Annotated in this window: 13 protein-coding genes; 5 read left to right on the top strand and 8 right to left on the bottom strand. The window is 66.2% G+C overall.

The genetic code is table 11. The annotated features are described in order from the left end of the window. Positions 1-112: 112 nt before the first annotated feature. Positions 113-1,633: an amino acid permease gene (locus WCL10_RS14780; protein ID WP_336896429.1), complete on the bottom strand. Its 1,521-nt coding sequence runs from the start codon at positions 1,631-1,633 to the stop codon at positions 113-115. 238 nt (positions 1,634-1,871) lie between these two features. Between WCL10_RS14780 and panB the strand changes: the two genes are divergently transcribed. Both panB and WCL10_RS14770 read left to right on the top strand, forming a co-directional pair. Next, positions 1,872-2,741, top strand: coding sequence for a 3-methyl-2-oxobutanoate hydroxymethyltransferase (gene panB, locus WCL10_RS14775; RefSeq protein ID WP_336896428.1), 870 nt, complete (start codon positions 1,872-1,874; stop codon positions 2,739-2,741). 46 nt (positions 2,742-2,787) lie between these two features. Then, complete coding sequence (locus WCL10_RS14770; RefSeq protein WP_336896427.1) at positions 2,788-3,855, top strand: DUF475 domain-containing protein; 1,068 nt, start codon at positions 2,788-2,790, stop codon at positions 3,853-3,855. A 186-nt stretch (positions 3,856-4,041) separates the two neighbouring features. Here WCL10_RS14770 and WCL10_RS14765 read toward each other — a convergent pair whose 3' ends face one another. The 5 genes from WCL10_RS14765 to WCL10_RS14745 all read right to left on the bottom strand — a co-directional run bounded on the left by WCL10_RS14765 (position 4,042) and on the right by WCL10_RS14745 (position 11,708). Next, positions 4,042-5,109, bottom strand: coding sequence for a CaiB/BaiF CoA-transferase family protein (locus tag WCL10_RS14765; protein WP_336896426.1), 1,068 nt, complete (start codon positions 5,107-5,109; stop codon positions 4,042-4,044). A 71-nt stretch (positions 5,110-5,180) separates the two neighbouring features. Next, entirely contained in the window at positions 5,181-6,788 is a 1,608-nt protein-coding gene (locus WCL10_RS14760) for a tetratricopeptide repeat protein (protein ID WP_336896425.1), read from the bottom strand. Continuing rightward, complete coding sequence (gene prsR / locus WCL10_RS14755) at positions 6,754-8,118, bottom strand: PEP-CTERM-box response regulator transcription factor (RefSeq protein ID WP_336896424.1); 1,365 nt, start codon at positions 8,116-8,118, stop codon at positions 6,754-6,756. Before prsR ends, WCL10_RS14760 begins: the two co-directional genes overlap by 35 nt. 23 nt (positions 8,119-8,141) lie before the next feature. After that, entirely contained in the window at positions 8,142-10,313 is a 2,172-nt protein-coding gene (gene prsK, locus WCL10_RS14750) for an XrtA/PEP-CTERM system histidine kinase PrsK (RefSeq protein ID WP_336896423.1), read from the bottom strand. A 9-nt stretch (positions 10,314-10,322) separates the two neighbouring features. Then, positions 10,323-11,708, bottom strand: a complete 1,386-nt coding sequence (locus WCL10_RS14745; RefSeq protein ID WP_336896422.1) for a TIGR03013 family XrtA/PEP-CTERM system glycosyltransferase — start codon at positions 11,706-11,708, stop codon at positions 10,323-10,325. 237 nt (positions 11,709-11,945) lie between these two features. Between WCL10_RS14745 and WCL10_RS14740 the strand changes: the two genes are divergently transcribed. Next, positions 11,946-14,270 carry a patatin-like protein gene (locus WCL10_RS14740; protein ID WP_336896487.1) on the top strand — a complete coding sequence of 775 codons (2,325 nt, stop codon included), beginning with the start codon at positions 11,946-11,948 and terminating at the stop codon, positions 14,268-14,270. A 158-nt stretch (positions 14,271-14,428) separates the two neighbouring features. Here the strand turns inward: WCL10_RS14740 and dnaJ are convergent, their stop codons facing one another. Together dnaJ and dnaK are read right to left on the bottom strand one after the other, a co-directional pair. Then, a complete protein-coding gene (dnaJ, locus tag WCL10_RS14735) occupies positions 14,429-15,556 on the bottom strand; it encodes a molecular chaperone DnaJ (RefSeq protein WP_336896486.1) in 1,128 nt (375 codons plus the stop codon). Between the two features lie 74 nt (positions 15,557-15,630). Further along, entirely contained in the window at positions 15,631-17,538 is a 1,908-nt protein-coding gene (dnaK, locus tag WCL10_RS14730) for a molecular chaperone DnaK (protein ID WP_336896421.1), read from the bottom strand. Between the two features lie 171 nt (positions 17,539-17,709). Between dnaK and WCL10_RS14725 the strand changes: the two genes are divergently transcribed. Both WCL10_RS14725 and WCL10_RS14720 read left to right on the top strand, forming a co-directional pair. Continuing rightward, a complete protein-coding gene (locus WCL10_RS14725; protein WP_336896420.1) occupies positions 17,710-18,255 on the top strand; it encodes a copper chaperone PCu(A)C in 546 nt (181 codons plus the stop codon). Beyond that, positions 18,252-18,758, top strand: coding sequence for a vgr related protein (locus WCL10_RS14720; RefSeq protein WP_336896419.1), 507 nt, complete (start codon positions 18,252-18,254; stop codon positions 18,756-18,758). Before WCL10_RS14725 ends, WCL10_RS14720 begins: the two co-directional genes overlap by 4 nt. Positions 18,759-18,819 lie beyond the last annotated feature (61 nt).

Raw genomic sequence — 18,819 nt, 5'->3', positions numbered from 1 at the left:
TATGTTCTTATTCTCCCACCATGCAAGCGCCTCCCCGCACCCCCTGCCCTTCCATGCAAAAGGGCCGCCTCCCCGGGGGGAAGCGGCCCTTCTGGTTGAGCAGCCTTGCCGATCAGGAGATCGGCGGCACCGACTGCGGCGGAATGTCCGCGTCCGTTTCATGCACTTCGACCGTGCCCCGGCCCAGATGGCTGCGGCTGCGGCTGTAGGTGTAGTAGATCACCAGTCCGACCAGCGCCCAGCCGAAGAACAGCAGGATCGTCTCACGCGAGAGGCTGAAGAACAGGTAGACGCAGCCCGCGATCGAGATCGGCGCGACCAACGCCACAGCGGGTGTGCGGAACGGGCGATGCCGCTTGGCATCGGTCCGGCGCAGCACCAGCACCGCAATCGAGACAGCGGCAAAGGCAAAGAGCGTCCCCGAGTTGGACACGTCGGCCAGCAGCCCCACGGGGAAGAACGCCGCGAACAGCGCCACGAAAATGCCGGTGAGGATCGTGATCACGTGCGGGGTGCGGAACTTGGGGTGAATCTTCGAGAAGAACTCGGGCAGCAGCCCGTCACGGCTCATCACGAAGAAGATGCGGGTCTGGCCGAACATCATCATCAGGATGACCGAAGGCAGCGCCAGAATGGCGGCCGCGCCGACCAGCCAGCCGACGAAGGGATAGCCGACCGAACGCAGCGTCCAGGCCAGCGCCTCCTTCGAGCAGACCACCGCATTGTCCTGGATCGCGGCGCAAGCGGCCGAGAGCGCGGGCGTGCCGGGTGAGAGCACTTCGCCAGCCGGACCGAACATGGGCTGCGCGCCGACGGTTCCGATCACGCCGGCAGCGACCAGCATGTAGAACACGGTGCAGATCGCAAGGCTGCCAATGAGGCCAATCGGCATGTTGCGCTGCGGGTTCTTGGTCTCCTCCGCCGCAGTCGAGACCGCATCGAAGCCCACATAAGCAAAGAAGATCGAAGCCGCCGCGCCCGAAATGCCAGTAAAGCCAAGCGGGGCGAAGGGAACGAACTTGCCCGTCTGGATCACCGGCAGGGTCAGCACCACGAACATGGAGAGCGCCGCGATCTTGATCGCCACCAGCACCGCGTTGACCGTGGCGCTTTCCTTGGTGCCGAGCACGAGCAGCCACGTGATCACCGCAGCGATTCCCATGGCCGGCAGATTGATCAACCCGCCGTCAAACGGTCCGCGCACGAATTCGAGCGGCACGGTTATATGGAAACTGTGCTGGATGAACCCGATCATGTAGCCCGACCAGCCGACCGAGACCGCACCTGCCGCGATCGCGTATTCGAGGATCAGCGCCCAGCCGACCATCCACGCGACCAGTTCGCCCATCACGGCGTAGCTGTAGGTATAGGCCGAGCCCGAGACCGGCACCATCGCGGCCATTTCGGCGTAGCACAGTGCCGCCACAGCGCAGACGAAACCGGCGATGATGAAGCTGACCATCATACCGGGGCCAGCCTTCTGCGCGGCTTCGGCCGTCAGCACGAAGATACCGGTGCCGATCACGGCGCCCACGCCGAGCATGGTGAGCTGAAAGGCGCCGAGCGAGCGATGCAGCGATTTCTTCTCGGCAGTTGCAAGAATGGCGTCGAGTGGTTTGACGCGACCGAACATTGATTTCTCCCGCCTTGGCCCGCCGCCCTGCACGCCGCGCCCTGATGGCGCTGGCAATGGCATGGCTGGCCGGTCACCAGGTTGCTACCCTGTTAGCTAGCGCCGCAAAGCCCCCGCGCAAAGCGCTTTTTCCCCAACCGCGTGCACCGCGCCGACACAGCGATGCACCGAAACGGACCCGGCCTTGCGGCTTTGCGGCTTTGCTCTAGAACCGCAGGCCAAAACGCAGGAACACGCCATGTCCACGACCTACGTCCTCGACACCGCCACCAGCCGCGCCCACCCCACCCCGGCGCCGATGAAGCGGCTCAACATTCCCGGCATCCGCCAGCGCAAGATCGACGGGGTGACCCAGCATCCGGTGGTCATGCTCACCGCCTACACCGCGCGCCAGGCGCAGTTGCTCGATGCGCACTGCGATCTCCTGCTCGTCGGGGATTCGCTCGGGCAGGTGATCTATGGCCTCCCCTCCAGCGTCCCCGTCACGCTCGACATGATGTGTGCGCACGGCGCCGCCGTGGTGCGCGGGTCCTATCACGCGGCGGTGGTGGTCGACATGCCCTTCGGCGCCTACGAAAGCTCGCCGCAGCAGGCCTTCGAGAGCGCCTCGCGCCTGCTCAAGGAAACCGGCTGCGATGCGGTGAAGCTCGAAGGCGGGACGGCGATGGCCGAGACGGTGGCCTTCCTTGTCGCGCGCGGCATTCCTGTCATGGGCCATGTCGGGCTCACCCCGCAGGCGGTGAACGTGCTCGGCGGCTACAACGCGCGCGGGCGCAGCGCGGCGGAAGCGGAGAAGATCGTGGGCGACGCGCGCGCGATTGCCGAAGCCGGCGCCTTTGCCATCGTGGTCGAAGGCGTGGTCGAACCGCTTGCTGTGGCGATCACCCAGGCGGTCCCCTGCCCCACCATCGGCATCGGCGCTTCGGCGCAGTGCGACGGTCAGGTTCTGGTCACCGACGACATGCTCGGCATGTTCGAGCGCACGCCGCGCTTCGTGAAGATCTACGAACACCTCGCCGAAACGATTTCCGCCGCCGCGGCAGCCTACGCCGCCGAAGTGCGCGCACGCACCTTTCCGGGGGTGGAACAGACGTATCAACCGAAGTAAGGCCGCAACGACCCGGCCCAGCTCCTCCTCTCAGCGCGAGACCCCCTTGCTCAAGAATTTCGGCGGATCGATCGCCTTCACGCTTGTCTGCCTTGCGCTTGCCGCCGCCTATGGCTGGTTCCAGACAGCATCGTTGCCGGCCACGCTGGCGATGCTGTGGATCGTCATAATGCTCTCGGTGCTCGAGGTTTCGCTCTCGTTCGACAACGCGGTGGTCAATGCCATGGTGCTGGGCGAGATGGACGAGGTGTGGCAGCGCCGTTTCCTCACCTGGGGCATGGTGATCGCGGTGTTCGGCATGCGCATCGTCTTTCCGGTGGCGATCGTCGCGATTGCAGCGGGCATCGGCCCGATCGAGGCCATGCGGATCTCGCTGACAGAGCCCGCGCGCTATGAGGAAATCGTCTCCGCCGCGCATGTCGGCATTGCCGGCTTTGGCGGGGCGTTCCTCGCGATGGTCGGCCTCTCGTTCTTTTTCGACGGCGAGAAGGACGTCCACTGGATCAGTTGGATCGAAACCCGGCTTGCCCGCTTTGCCGATATCAAGGCGGCGGAAATCGCGATCCTGCTGGTGGCCATCTACGGCATTTCGCTGCTGCTGCCGCCCGCCGAGGCGCTGACCTTCCTTGGCGCCAGCGCGCTCGGCATTGTCACGTTCATTGCGGTCGAAGCGGTCGGCACCCTGCTCGAAATGCGCGAAGAGGCGCAGAAGGCGGCGGGACTGGTGGTGCGGTCGGGCCTCGCGGGCTTCCTTTATCTCAATGTGCTCGATGCCTCGTTCAGCTTCGACGGGGTGATCGGGGCCTTTGCGCTGTCCAACAACATGGTGGTCATCGCGCTCGGCCTCTCCATCGGCGCAATGTTCGTGCGCTCGCTGACGGTGCTGCTGGTCAAGCAGGGGACGCTGGCGGAATACCGCTTCCTCGAGCACGGCGCATTCTGGGCGATCATCGCGCTCGCCGCGATTATGCTCGTCTCGGCGCACGTCGAGATTCCCGAGACCGTGACCGGCCTGATCGGCGCGGCGCTGATCGGGCTCTCGCTGTGGTGGTCGGTGCGCCACAAGCGCCGCTTACCCGACGCCGAGATCGAGGACGCGCTGCGGGCGGAGTAAGCGCGCGCTGCAGAAAATAGGGACTGTCCCTATTTATTCGCGCTGAGGCGCAGAGGAAGCAGAGAGCGCAAAGGAGTCGCGTGCGCCGTAGGCGGAAATCCTGTCTGGCGAGCGGCTTGATGATGCAGCGGCTTCGCCGCCGTGAGAGGCATTTCTGCGCTCCCTGCTTCCTCTGCGAGAACCCTCTTACCCCAGCGGTTCAGAGGCCAGCTTCGGCGCAGGTGCCGGCGTTCCCAGAAAGCGCGGTGCCGGCGCGGGCATCGTCATGCCGCCGTCCTCAACGAACATGCCGCGCGCCGCGTTATGCGGGTGGTGCGGCGCTTCCTTGAGGCTGAGCACGGGCGCGAAGCAGATGTCGGTGCCCTCCATGATCGCTTCCCATTCGGCGCGCGTCCTGGTCAGGATCAGCGCGGCGACCTTGGCCTTGAGCGCGGGCCAGGCGGACTGGTCCTGCTGCGCAGCAAAGGCAGGATCGGCGCCGAGGCCGCTCTTTTCCATCAGCAGCGCGTAGAACTGCGGCTCGATCGAACCGAGCGCGATCCACTTGCCGTCGCTCGTCTCGTAGGTGTCGTAGAAATGCGCGCCGCCGTCGAGCAGATTGACCCCGCGCTCGTCCTTCCACTGGCCGTTGCCAAAGAACGTCCAGGTCATGGCCGAAAGGATCGCCGCGCCATCGACCATCGCGCAATCGATCACCTGCCCCTTGCCGGTGCGCTGCGCCGAAAGCACGGCTGCCAGCACACCGAAGGCCATCATCATGCCGCCGCCGCCGAAATCGCCCACGGCGTTGACCGGGAACTGCGGCTTGCCGCCCGCCTGACCGTAGGTGTGCAGTGCCCCCGCCAGCGCGATGTAGTTAATGTCGTGCCCGGCCAGCGGCGCCATCGGCCCTTCCTGCCCCCACCCGGTCATGCGCCCGTAGACGAGCTTCGGATTGTCGGCGAGCAGCACCTCGGGCCCGAGGCCAAGCCGCTCCATCACGCCGGGGCGATAGCCTTCGATGATCGCATCGGCTTCCTTCACCAGCGAGCGGATGCGGGCAATCGCGGCGGGGTCCTTGAGATCGAGCTCGATCCGCACGCGGTTGCGGTTGAGGATATCGCGGTTGCCGGCATCACCTGTGCGCCCCGGCTTGCCCGGCCGGTCGATGCGGATCACCCGCGCCCCGTGATCGGCCAGCATCATGCAGGCAAAGGGCCCCGGTCCGATCCCGGCGAATTCGAGAACCGTCAGTCCGTCCAGCGCACCTGCCATCGCTCACCCCGTGTATCATTAATCGATCGATTGAACCGGGGTTTGCCGCGCGATCGTGCCGCTGTCGAGCCCTATTGCGCCTTGGCCACCTGTCCGCGCGCGGCCAGCGCCCGGCTGACAGCGGCGAACGCATCGCCGCGTGCCCCGCCCTGCCATACCGCGGCGAGCAGTTTCATCGCCGCAAGGCTCTGCGGGTTCTGCGCCAGATAGCGCGACGTCATGGCATCGGCATCGCGTGCACGGCCCAGTGCGCGCAGTGCCGCATCCATGCGCTGCAGCACCGGCTCATTGAAGCGGATCGCCGCACCGGTCTCGTAATCATCCAGCGCACCTGCCGAATCGCCGCGCAGCGCGCGCACGTCGCCGGCGAGGAGATGCGCCTCTGCGGCCCCTGGGTTGGCATCACGCAGCCGGTCGGCAGCGACTTGCGCCTCGTCCTTGCGGCCCTCCTTCAGCAGCGCGCGGATGTACGGCACTGCCATCTGCGCCTGGTTTGGCGCATCGGCATAGCGCACGGCAAGCACCGACGCGCCGTCGTCGACCGGAAGCGGTGCGGGGCCGTGCGGCGTGGGCGCGGCAGCGCGTGCGAGATAGGCCGCCGCGCGAACCTTTGCGCCCAGCCGCTGCCAGCTCTGCCCAACCAGCCGCAGGGTATAGGGCGCGGCCCAGGGCTGCGCCGCGTCGGCATCGAAGCGCGTCGTGATCGGCCGGTCACTGCCTTGCCGCGCCAGCGCGCGCAGCAGCATCTTGCGTGCCTCCAGATTGTCGGGCTGCATCCGCGTCAACCGGTCGAACTGCTCGACCGCGACATTGATATTGCCCGCGCGATACTCGAGCACACCCGAAAGGAGGATTGCGGCTGGCATGTCGCGAAAGTTGTTGCCGGTGCGCTGGAGGATGCTGCGGGCAAGGTCCGTCTCGCCTGCGCGCGCAGCCATCACGGCCTGGAGGAACAAGGGCCGCGGGTTCTTGGGGTCAACTTGTGCCAGTTTGCGGCACACGATCAGCATGGCGCGATACTGGCCCATGTCACCCAGAGTTGCCGCATATTCGCCAAGCAGCGCGGGATCGTCCGGCCGCGCCTTGAGCCCCTCCTCGAACCACGGCAACGCCGCCGCGAGGCCGTATTGCTCGCGGATCAACAGGCCCCGGAAGGCCAGTGCGCGGGCATTTCGGGGGTCAAGCGCCACTGCGCGGGTTGCGGCCTCGATCGACTGCGCCTGCTCACCGCCCGAAAAGCGCAGGGCAGCGATCGCCACCCAGAGATCGGCATCGCGCGGATTGGTCTTCAGCGCCTCGTCGAAGGCCGTCGCGGCGCCGCGAAGGTTCCCCTCCGCCAGCGCGATCTGGCCCCGCACCCGCCAGCCCAGCGCTCCGGTTTCTGGCGTGAATCCGCCGCCGTCCAGCACCTTGCGCGCTTCGATCCGGTCACCCTCGGCCAGCAGTGCCTCGCCCAGATGCGCCCGCAAGCCGTCCTCGCTGGCGCCGCCGCGAATGGCCGCGCGCAGCATGACCTCGGCCGATACCGGATCACGCCGCTCGATCGCCGCCTGCGCCTTGGCCCTCAGCGCTTCAAGCGCGGTCTCGCCACCCGCCGCCGGCCCCGCCAGCGCAAGCAGGCCGAGCGACAGTGCAAGACCGCGCTTAATGCTGAAGGTCGTATTGCTTGAGCAGGTCATAGAGCGTGGGCCGGCTGATCCCCAGCAGGCGCGCGGTGTTGGAGATGTTGCCCTCGCTGCGCGCCAATGCGTGGCGGATCATCTTGCGGTCGGTCGCCTCGCGCGCGGTCTTGAGGTTGAGTGGGTTTGCCGCATCGTCACTCGGTTCGGCCAGATCGAGATCGGCGGCAGCGACCAGCTTGCCATCTGCCATGATCACCGCCCGCTTCACCCGGTTTTCAAGCTCGCGCACGTTGCCCGGCCAGGTCCAGGCGTCGATCGCGGAAAGCGCGTCGGGAGCAAAGCCCTTGACCGAAGGGTTCATCTCGGCCGCAAAGCGCGTGAGGAAGGCCTTTGCCAGCAGCGCCGCATCGCCCGGACGCTCGGCAAGGCTCGGGATGCGCACGACGATCTCGGCGAGGCGATAGAACAAGTCCTCGCGGAAGCGTCCGTCGGTGATCATCGCCTCAAGGTTCTGGTGCGTCGCACAGACGATGCGCGTATCGACCTCGATCGAGCGCCGCCCGCCGATGCGCTCGATCGTGCGCTCCTGCAGGAAGCGCAGCAGCTTGACCTGTAGCGGGAAGGGAATGTCGCCCACTTCGTCGAGGAACAGCGTGCCGCCGCTGGCCTGTTCGATCTTGCCCTCGGTGGTCTTGACCGCGCCGGTAAACGCGCCCTTCTCGTGGCCGAACAGCTCGCTTTCGAGCAGGTTTTCCGGGATCGCCGCGCAGTTGATCGCCACGAAGGCGCCCCGCGCACGCGGGCTTGCATCATGAAGGCCGCGCGCCAGCAGTTCCTTGCCGGTGCCGCTCGCGCCCAGCAGCATGACCGAGACATTGGTCCCCGCAACCCGCTCGATCGTGCGCGCCACCTTGACCATCTCGGGCGCGCCGGTGATCAGCCGGCCCAGTACCTTGTTGTCCTCCGGCGCCCGCTCGGCGAGCATGCGGTTTTCAGCCTCGATGCGGTGGAGATGGAGCGCGCGCCGCACGATCAGGCCGAGCGCGTCGATGTCTACGGGCTTGGGATAGAAATCATAGGCGCCCTGCTGGATGGCCCGGAGCGCACTTTCACGCGCGCCGTGGCCGCTGGCGACAATCACCTTGGTATCAGGCTTCAGCGTCATGATCGCCTCGAGCACGGCAAAGCCCTCGCTCGTTCCGTCGGGATCGGGCGGAAGGCCGAGATCGAGCGTGACCACCGGCGGCTCCTCCGCGCGCAGCAGCGACAGCGCCGTGGCGCGGTCGCCGGCGATGAGCACCTCGAAGTCCTCATAGGCCCACTTGAGCTGAGCCTGCAGGCCCGGGTCGTCCTCGACAATGAGGAGCTTGGGCAAAAGCCTCGTCATGCTCGGGGGCCTTTCCTGGATCATCATGCCACCTTCTTGCCTTCAGTCGTATTTTCAGGGACTTGCGGATCCACGGGATCCGCATCGGTTTCATTCACATGGGTTTTCTCGTGTTCCGCCGTTACCGAGAGCGGCAGGCGCACGGCAAAGCGGCTGCCCAGCCCCTCGCGGCTTTCGACTTCAAGGCGCCCGTTCATCGCACGCACCAGTTCGCGCGCCTCGAACGCGCCGATTCCGAAGCCGCCCGCCTTGGTCGAAACAAACGGCTTGAACAGGCGGTTGCGCACAAAGTCGGCGCTCATGCCGCAGCCGGTATCGGACACCTCGATCACGCCGGTCAGCCCGTCGAGCCGGGTCTGGAGGAACACCGCCATGCCCGGCTGGCTCGCGTCGATCGCGTTCTGGACAAGATGCGCCAGCACCTGCTCCAGCGTTTCACGGCTGGCGAGCACCGGACAGGGGTGGCTGTCGGTCACATAGACCGGGCATTCCCCCCCCGCCTCGCGATAGCGCGCGGCCAGTGCCTCGACCACTTCGGCGGCATCGACCGGCTCGATCCGCTGGACCCCGCCTGCACCATAGCGCGATAGCCGCGCCAGGAGTGCGTTGAGCTTGTCGGCGGCATTGGTCAGCGTCACCAGCATGTCCTTGCGGAAGGCCGGGTTGTCGGCGTGGCGCTCGGCATTGCGGGCCAGCAGTGCAAGCTGGCTCGCCAGGTTCTTGATGTCGTGCATCACGAAGGCGATGCGGCGGTTGAACTCGTCAAAGCGGCTCGCTTCAAGCAGCGCGCTTTGCCCGTTGTGCTCGGCAATATAGCTTGCAAGCTGCTGGCCGACGACACGCAGGAGATCGAAATCCTCCCAGTCCAGCTTGCGCGCCAGCGGCGGACGACCCAGCACGACAAGGCCGACCAGCCGGTCGTAATGCAGCAGCGGAACCATCGCCCAGGCGGCATGTTCCTCGATCAGCCAATGCGGCATCAGCCCCTTCTCGCCTTCATGGTCGATCCCGGCACGTGCCTCGTCGAGATCGACGATGAAACCGCGCCGCTCGAAGAACTGCGCCGTCGCGGCCGGCATCGCTTCGGCGGGAACCTCTATCGTCGCCCACTGCCAGCGCGCGGCAAGCACGAGATCGCCGCCCTCGCCCGGGATCAGCATGACCCCGCTGGCGCTGTCGGTAATGTCGGCCAGTGCTTGAACCACACGCGCGTGGAGCGGCGCGGCATTGGGCCCGGCACGGCCGATCGTGCGCGTGAAGCGCTGCCATTCGGAGCGGTAGTCGTAGCGGTGCTGGAAGAAGTGCTTGGCCAGCATCACGTTGAGCCAGCCGCGCAGCCGCCGCGATGGGACGAGCGCAAGAATCACCACGGTCGTCGCAAAGGCAAAGCCCAGCTGCGCCAGCTGGCTGACATCGCCCCCCAGCCACGCGACCGACTGCGCCGCCGCGACCATGAGAATGAGATAGCCGCCGATCACCAGCAGCGAGAGCGACTGGAAAGCGACCGCGCGGCTCGGCGAGAAGCGCAAGGGCGAGCCGCCCCGCATTGCCCCGATTGCGATCAGCAACATCGCGGCGACCTGGATCGGCCCGCGCAGCGCCGCAAGTTCAAGCGGGACCATGTGGCCGAGATAGGCGATCGTATAGAGGTTGAGATCGTAACCCCACATCAGCGCGAGCGCGAGCGCAGTCCAGCGAACCGCGTCGCGCTGGCCGCTGATCGCACCGGCATAGAGATTGTGGACCAGCACCAGCGCGCCGGTTGTCAGGAGCAGTCGGAACATGACCGACAGCTGGAAGATCATCGCCCCCGCCTGCTCGATCCCGGCGAAGCGGATCGCCAGCACCAGCAGCACGATCTGGAACACCTCGACCATCGCAAGCACGACCAGAACCGGGCGAACCTGCACCACGGTGGTATGCCGGTTGTCACGCGCGAACAGTGAATAGACCACGACCAGCCAGCCGAGGTTGCGTGCCATTTCAAAGAGCTGGGTAATCGCCGCATTCGGCCCCAGCGAGGAAGTGACAAGCGCCCAGGCCGTGCTCAGTGCCAGCGCCGCGATCAGCGCGCGGCTACTCTCCCGGCCGCGCCGCCGGCGCTCGGTCATCCACACCGTAAGCAGCATCGCCGCGAACGCCGCGGCAAGGTAGCTCCACTGGCTGAGTCCGGTCCATCCGAGGGGGTTGTGCATGGCCCCCCTTCAGCGCGCACCCTCGTTCCAGAGCACCACGCGCAGCGTCTGGAGGAGGATCAGCAGATCGAGGAACGGCGAGTAGTTCTTGGCGTAGTAGAGATCGAATTCGAGCTTGTGCCGCGAGTCCTCGATCGAGGCGCCATAGGGATAGTTGATCTGCGCCCAGCCGGTGATCCCCGGCTTCACCATGTGCCGCTCGGCATAGTAGGGCAGCTTGTCCTCGAGGTCGGAGACGAATTCGGGGCGCTCGGGGCGCGGCCCGACAAAGCTCATCTCGCCTTTCAGCACGGTCCAGGCCTGGGGCAGTTCGTCGATGCGCAGCTTGCGGATGAGCTTGCCCACCCGCGTCACGCGCGGATCATCCTTGGCCGCCCACTGCGCTCCGGCCTTCTCGGCATCGGTGCGCATCGAGCGCAGCTTTACGAGGCTGAAGTTCTGGCCATAGAGCCCGACCCGGGTCTGGCGGAAGAACGCGGGGCCCCGGCTGTCGAGCTTCACGATGATCGCGAACAGCGCGATCACCGGTGCGGTGAGCATGAGCAGCACGAGGCTGGCACAGATGTCGAAGATGCGCTTCACCGCGCTCGAGATCATCCGGCCCGAGGAGAACCCGTCGGAAAAGATCAGCCAGCTGGGGTTGACGGTATCGAGATCGACGCGGCCGGTCTCGCGCTCCATGAAGGTCGAGAAATCGTTGACATGCACCCCGGTGGTCTTGATCCGCAGGAGGTCCTTCAAGGGCAAGGCGTTGCGCCGTTCTTCCAGCGCCAGCACCACTTCGCTCACGCCGAGGTTCTCGACATAGCGCGTGAGGTTGTGGATGGCGTTGCGGTTGATCGCTTCCTTGATCACCGGCGCGCTGTCGCTCATGCCGATGTAGCCGACGATGACGAAGCCAGCTTCAGGCCGCTCGCCCAGGTGGCGCAGCCGCTCCGCCCGCTCGCCTGCACCCAGAACCAGCACACGCCGCCGGAACACCGCGGTGCCGAGGAGCCCGCCCACAAAAATGCGGACGAACACCAGCAGCCCCATCGCGATGAACATCGCGTAGAACAGGTTGGAGCGCCACAATGTGCGGCCCGGCATCAGGAAATAGACGAACGAGAGCGCGATGATGCCGAGGCTGATCGCGACCATCAGCCGCGCCGTGGCATAGCGCATCGAACGCAGCGCATCCGAGCCGTAGACGCCGACCGAGATCATGGCGGTCTGCACGAGACCGGCAAAGATAAGCAGCGGGATCCAGCGGTCCACCACCACGCCGCCATCGATCCCGATCTGGTGCGCGCGGACCATCCAGCCCAGCTCGCCCGCAGCAATCAGCAGCACGAAATCGAGCAGTGCCAGCAGGAACACCGCGTTGGGGATATAGAGCTTGAACAGCCGGATCATGGTAGTGAGGTCACCTGGCTTCTCGGCCCGGCAGGGGCCTTGTCACCGCGTTCTAGGCCCAGAGGGGTAAAGCGTCGGTAAATCTGACAGTGACTTTTGCGGTGTTAACGCTGCAAGCCTGCGGTTTCTCGCGCGCTACCTGCGCCGCTGCACGCCGATTGTCGGCGCTGTTTACAGCTGAGACATATGCAATCCACGCACTGGCGGAGCGGCGCAATCGCTGCCATGCTGCCGGGCATGCGGGAGAAGGAACTGCGGCTCGCACTGGTTTGCTACGGCGGGATCAGCCTTGCGGTCTACATGCACGGCGTCACCAAGGAGATCTGGTACGCCACGCGCGCCAGCCGCGCGTTTCACGATGAAGCCCCCCCCGCCACCGGGGCCGAGGCGGTCTATTGCCGCTTGCTTGAAACGCTGGCGAGCACGCGCGAACTGCGCCTGCGTATCCTGCCCGACATCATCTCCGGCGCCAGCGCGGGCGGTATCAACGGGGTGTTCCTGGCCCAGGCTCTGACGAGCGGTCAGAGCCTCGAGCCGCTGACCAGGCTCTGGCTCGAACGCGCCGACGTCGAGGTTCTGCTCGATCCCGATGCACGGCCGTGGAGCCGCTTCGCCAAGTTCTGGGCGCAGCCGCTGGTGTGGTTCCTGCTCAAGCGTCCCGGCAACGTCGTCAGCCGCACCGTGGTCGCCAAGGGCACCCGCGCGGAAGTGCGCTACAAGCTCTCGCACCTCATCCGCGCACGCTGGTTCGCGCCGCCCTTCAGCGGGATCGGTTTCTCGCACCTTCTTGCCGAAGCGCTCGACGCCATGGCCGCCTCGGTGGCGCAGCCGTCCACCGGCACGCCGCTGCTTCCCGCAGGCCATCCACTCGATCTCCTTGTCACCGCGACCGATTTCAACGGCCACCTCGAGGACCTCAGGCTCAACAGCCCGCCGGTTGTCGAGGAAAGCGAGCACCGGCTTTCCATCGGCTTCCGCCGCGCTGCAACTCCTGCGGGAACCGACCTTGCCGAGCGCGCCGAACTGGTCTTTGCCGCGCGTTCCACCGCCAGCTTTCCCGGCGCCTTTCCCCCGCTGATGCTTGCCGAGATGGACCGCCTCACCGCCGAGCGCAGCCTGCCCTGGCAGGGGCGCGAGGCCTTCCTCAAGCGCATCATGCCCAGCCGGTGGAAGCGCGGACAACTTGCCGAAGTCGCGCTGGTGGACGGCGCGGTGCTGGTCAACCGCCCCTTCGCCCCCGCCATGGCCGTCCTGCGGGACCGCCCGGCACAGCGCGAGGTGGACCGCCGGTTCGTCTATATCGATCCCAGCCCCGCGCGCATCCCGCCGACCGCTCACATGGAGCGCTCGGTCGGCTTCTTCTCGGCAATCTTCGGCTCGCTTTCCTCGATCCCGCGCGAACAGCCGATCCGCGACAACCTCGATGCTCTCGAAGCCCAGTCGCGCGAGCGCGCGCGGCTGCGCATGATCGTCGATAGCCTGCGCGGCGAGATCGACGCCGCCGTCGAGCGCCTCTTCGGCTACACGTTCTTCTTCGACCAGCCCAACCTCAAGCGCCTCACCGCCTGGCGCGCCAAGGCGCAGCAGGCCGCGGCCGAACAGGCGGGCTTTGCCTTCCACGGCTATGCGCAGGTCAAGCTTGCGGGCGTCGTCTCGGCGCTCGCCGAAGTGGTGGTAGAGGCCATGCCCGATATGCCCCAGCACGGTGCGGTCGAGGCGGAGCTCTGGGCGCATCTTGCGACACTGGGGTTCGACCGGCTGGCCTTGGCCAAAGGCGGTGCGACGGCCGAAGCCATCGCCTTTTTCCGCGCGCATGACCTCGCCTTCCGCATCCGGCGCTTGAAGCTCCTCGCCCGGCGCCTGACGCAGGACTGGGACGATGCGGAAGGGATCAGCCCCGCCGAGCGCGAGGCCGCCCGCGCCATGGTCTACCGCGCACAGGCGCTTTACCAGGCGAAGCAGACCGCCGCCGGGCTTGGCGAGGATTTTGACACCGTCGCCGCCAAGGTGCTCTCCCGTCCGGCCGAAGTGCTGGATACCATCGCCGCTCGGCGCGATCTCACCGGCATCGATCTGGCGGTCGATGCCATGATTGTCGAAGGCCTCCAGGCCATGAGCAAGCCGCTGCGCCGCCGCTTCCTCTATGCCTATCTCGGCTTCCCGTTCTATGATGTCGCGACGCTGCCGCTGCTCCAGGGCGAAGGCATGGGCGAGTTCGACCCGGTCAAGGTCGACCGCATCTCGCCCGAGGATGCCATGTCGATCCGCCAAGGCGGCACGCTTGCCTGCCTCAAGGGCATAGAGTTCTTCCACTTCGGGGCGTTCTTCGCCCGCGCCTACCGCGAAAACGACTACCTCTGGGGCCGCCTCCACGGCGCCGAGCGCACGGTGGACCTTATCGCATCCACCGCCGAACCACCGCTGCCGGAAAGTGTGATCCGCGCGTTCAAGCGTGATGTTTTCCTCGCGATCCTCGACGAAGAAAAGCCGCGCCTCGTTGCCGAACCGGACATGGTCGAGAAGGTGATCGCAGAAGTGCATGCTGCGTTTGCGGAGGAGTAAGCAGCGAGAGGTTCGCGCAGAGGCGCGGAGAGGCTGGGTCTTGCGGCGAAGCTGCGCATCCCGGTTGGGTCCCCGGAAAGAGACCGGCCTTCGGCCGGACGCGGCACCTTCGTGCCTCTGCGCCTCTGCGCGAAACAATCCGGCACAAAGCCGACAGATCACTCCGTCAGATCGCTCCACGCATCCTTGATCCGGTCAAAGAACCCCTTGGACTGGGGCGTCTCCTCGCCGGTCTCGGTCGCCTGAAACTCGCGCAGCAACTCGCGCTGGCGGGCGGAGAGCTTGGTCGGGGTCTCGACCTGGATCTCGATCACGAGATCGCCCGAGCCCCGCCCTTGCAGCACCGGCATGCCGGCCCCGCGCTTGCGCAGCTGTTTACCCGACTGGATTCCGGCAGGAATCTCGATCGTGTGCCGCGCCCCGTCGAGCCCCGGAATGTCGATCTCGCCGCCCAGCGCGGCCTTGGTAAAGCTGATCGGGCAGCGCGTGAGCAGCGTCGTGCCCTCGCGCTCGAACACGCGGTGGCGCTTCACGTGGAGGAAAATGTAGAGGTCGCCCGGCGGCGCGCCAAAAGGCCCCGCCTCGCCTTTGCCGGCAAGGCGGATGCGCGTGCCGTTGTCGACACCGGCCGGAATCTGCACCTCGAGCTTCTGCTCGGCATCGACCCGGCCCTCGCCGCGGCAGCTGCGGCAGGGGTTTTCGATCACCTCACCGCGCCCGTGGCAGGTCGGGCAGGTGCGCTCGACCATGAAGAAGCCCTGCTGCGCGCGCACTTTGCCGTGCCCGCCGCAGAGATTGCAGCGCCTCGCCGAGGTGCCCGGCGTGGCGCCGGTGCCGCCGCAAGGCTGGCAGCCCTGCGCCACTTCGACCGCAATCTCCGCAGACTTGCCGTGGAAGGCGTCTTCGAGCGTGATCTCCATGTCATAGCGCAAGTCCGCACCGCGCCGGGGCTGCTGACGCCCGCCGCCGCCAAAGGCGCCGCCGAAAATCGTCTCGAAGATATCGCCCAGATCGCCGAAATCGGCGCCGCCGCCGAAGCCGCCGCCCCCGCCGCCCTGCTGAAAGGCGGCATGGCCATAGCGGTCATATGCCGCGCGCTTCTGCGGATCGGAGAGGCAGGCATAGGCCTCGTTGATCTGCTTGAACTTGGCTTCGCTGTCCTGGCACCCGGGGTTCTTGTCCGGGTGGTACTTCATGGCGAGCTTGCGGTAGGCGGACTTGAGCACCTTGTCGTCCGCGGTGCGCTCCACCTCGAGCAGTTCGTAAAAATCGATCTCGGCCGACATTGCGGGTCCCATCCCAGAACGACGACCCGCCGCCCAAGCCCAAAGGCCAGGCGGCGGGCCGGCTTAACGCAACATCACTTGGTGTCGTCGACTTCCGAGAACTCGGCGTCGACCACATCGTCCCCGTCCTTGGGCGCTTCCGCACCCGGAGACGCTGCCGCGGCCTGCTCCTTCTCGTAGATCGCCTGACCCATCTTCATCGCCTTTTCGGTGAGTGCCTGGGTCTTCGCGTTCATGTCAGCCGGATCACCACCCTCGATCGCCGTCTTGGTTTCGGCAATCGCGGCCTCGATCTCGGCCTTCAAGGAAGCGTCGATCTTGTCTCCGTTTTCTTCCAGCTGCCGCTCGGTCGCGTGGACAAGGCTGTCGGCGTTGTTGCGCGCCTCGGCAGCCTCACGACGCTTCTTGTCCTCTTCGGCGAACTTTTCGGCATCGCGCACCATCTGGTCGATGTCGCTGTCCGAAAGACCGCCCGAGGCCTGGATGCGGATCTGCTGTTCCTTGCCTGTGCCCTTGTCCTTGGCGGAGACGTTCACGATGCCGTTGGCGTCGATGTCGAACGTCACCTCGACCTGCGGCACGCCGCGCCGCGCCGGCGGAATGCCGACGAGGTCGAACTGGCCGAGCAGCTTGTTGTCCTGCGCCATCTCCCGCTCGCCCTGGAACACGCGGATCGTCACCGCCTGCTGGTTGTCCTCGGCGGTCGAGTAGACCTGGCTCTTCTTGGTCGGGATCGTGGTGTTGCGATCAATCATCTTGGTCATGATGCCGCCCAGCGTCTCGATACCCAGCGAAAGCGGGGTCACGTCGAGCAGCAGCACGTCCTTGACATCGCCCTGCAGCACGCCGGCCTGGATCGCCGCGCCCATGGCGACAACTTCGTCCGGGTTCACGCCGGTGTGCGGGTCCTTGCCGAAGAACTCCTTCACGATTTCGCGCACGCGCGGCATGCGGGTCATGCCGCCGACGAGCACCACGTCGTCGATGTCCTTGGCGGTGAGGCCCGCATCCGCAATCGCCTTGCGGCAAGGCTCCAGCGTGCGCTGGATCAGGCCCGAAACGAGCTTCTCAAGGTCCGAACGCGTGACGTTCTCGACCAGATGCAGCGGGGTGGTGCTGCCACCTTCCATGCGCGCGGTGATGAACGGCAGGTTGATCTCGGTGGACTGCGCGCTCGAAAGCTCGATCTTGGCCTTTTCGGCAGCTTCCTTCAGCCGCTGGAGCGCCAGCTTGTCGGTGCGGAGATCCATGTTCTCCTTCGACTTGAACTTGTCCGCAAGGTACTCGACCAGCACGTTGTCGAAGTCTTCACCGCCGAGGAAGGTGTCGCCATTGGTCGACTTCACCTCGAACACGCCGTCGCCGATCTCGAGCACCGAGATATCGAACGTGCCGCCGCCAAGGTCATAGACCGCGATGGTCTTGCCGTCCTGCTTGTCGAGGCCATAGGCGAGCGCGGCCGCGGTCGGCTCGTTGATGATGCGCAGCACTTCAAGGCCCGCGATCTGGCCGGCGTCCTTGGTCGCCTGGCGCTGCGCGTCGTTGAAGTAGGCCGGCACGGTGATCACCGCCTGCGTGACGGTCTCGCCGAGATAGCTTTCCGCGGTTTCCTTCATCTTCTGCAGGATGAAGGCCGAAATCTGCGAGGGGCTGTAGTCTTCGCCGCCCGCCTTGACCCACGCGTCGCCGTTCTTGCCCTTGACGATGCCATAGGGAACCAGCGCCATGTCCTTCTGGGTCATGGGATCTTCGAAGCGGCGGCCGATCAGGCGCTTCACCGCAAAGATCGTGTTGTCCGGATTGGTGACAGCCTGGCGCTTGGCCGGCTGGCCGATCAGGCGCTCGCCATCCTTGGTGAAAGCAACGATCGACGGCGTCGTGCGCGCGCCTTCGGAATTCTCGATGACCTTCGAAGTCCCACCGTCCATCACCGCAACGCAGCTGTTGGTCGTGCCGAGGTCGATACCGATAACTTTAGCCATGTCGTCCTGTTTCCTTGCCCTTTAGACGCTGCGCGTGAAGCGCCCCCCGAACCGGGCGAGCCTTCGTCTATGCAGCTCTGACAGAGGGCGATATAGGGCGCGTTCGCCCCGGGACAAGGCCCCCGGACACCTGTGCGTTACCGTCCCGTTTCAAGACCGGAGTCTCTCCCGATGCGCCACATCCGTTCCGCTGCGCTCACCCTCGTCCTTGGCGCGGGCATCCTTGCTCTTGCTGCCTGCAGCGGCGCCGCCCCCGCTCCCGACGCAACCGCATCCACCACAGCCCCGGGCTCCGCCCCCGATCCGATGGCGCCCGACAACGCCCCGCACGTCAGTGTGGTCGATCCGGTGATCAAGTTGCCCACGGTCCCCGGCAATCCCGGTGTGCTCTATTTCACAATCGAGCAGGATGCCGGCAAGGCCAACACCCTCGTCGCGGTCCACGTCGATGGCGCGGGCCGTGCCGAAATGCACGAAAGCAAGACCGTGAACGGCGTCACTTCGATGGACCAGGTCACCTCGGTCACCTTCAGCCAGGACCAGCCGGCCGAGTTCAAGGCCGGCGGCTACCACGTCATGCTGTTCAACCTTGCTAGCACGATGAAGGCGGGCAAGGATGTCGAAGTCACCTTCACACTGGCCAACGGCGACAAGGTGAGCACGTTCGTGCCCGTCCAGGAAACCGGCGCGATGGAAGGCATGATGGAACATATGTGAGCGCGCCCCACGCCCTTGCCCCCGGCGGCGAGCGGCCGCTCACGCCGGGCGAGTGCACGCTCGCCCGCAGCGTGTTCGGCGCTGCACTCGATCTGGCTCCGGTGCGTGTGCGGCGCCGCCGCTTCTTCCCATTCCAGCCGTGCGGCACCGTCATGGCGCCGATGGGGCATATCCATTTCCATCCGGGAAACCCGGACTACCGTGACGATTTCAGCACGGCTTCGCTGGGCTTGCAGGGCCTCTTCATCCACGAACTGGTCCATGTCTGGCAGACGCAGCAACGCGGCCGCTTCTACCTGCCGCTCGCGCGCCATCCCTTCTGCCGCTATGATTATCGCTTGGTGCCGGGCAAGACCTTCACCGCCTATGGTATCGAGCAGCAGGCCGAACTCGTGCGCCACGCGTTCCTAGCGGCGCGGGGCCGTCCCGATCCCGCCGCCCCGCCGCTGGCCGCCCTCGGCGCGCTGCTCCCATTCGGCGCAGGGCCCGGCGCGCAGGCCTGACCATTCCGCCAGCCGAAACAGCCCGCCAAGCACGCTGGTCCTTGGCGCGCCGGCACGGCAG

Origin of the sequence: Novosphingobium sp. (assembly GCF_037133355.1) — a bacterium.
Lineage (GTDB): Bacteria > Pseudomonadota > Alphaproteobacteria > Sphingomonadales > Sphingomonadaceae > Novosphingobium.
The sequence above is the reverse complement of the archived record's forward strand: the minus strand, read 5'-3'. Positions and strand labels throughout refer to the sequence as shown.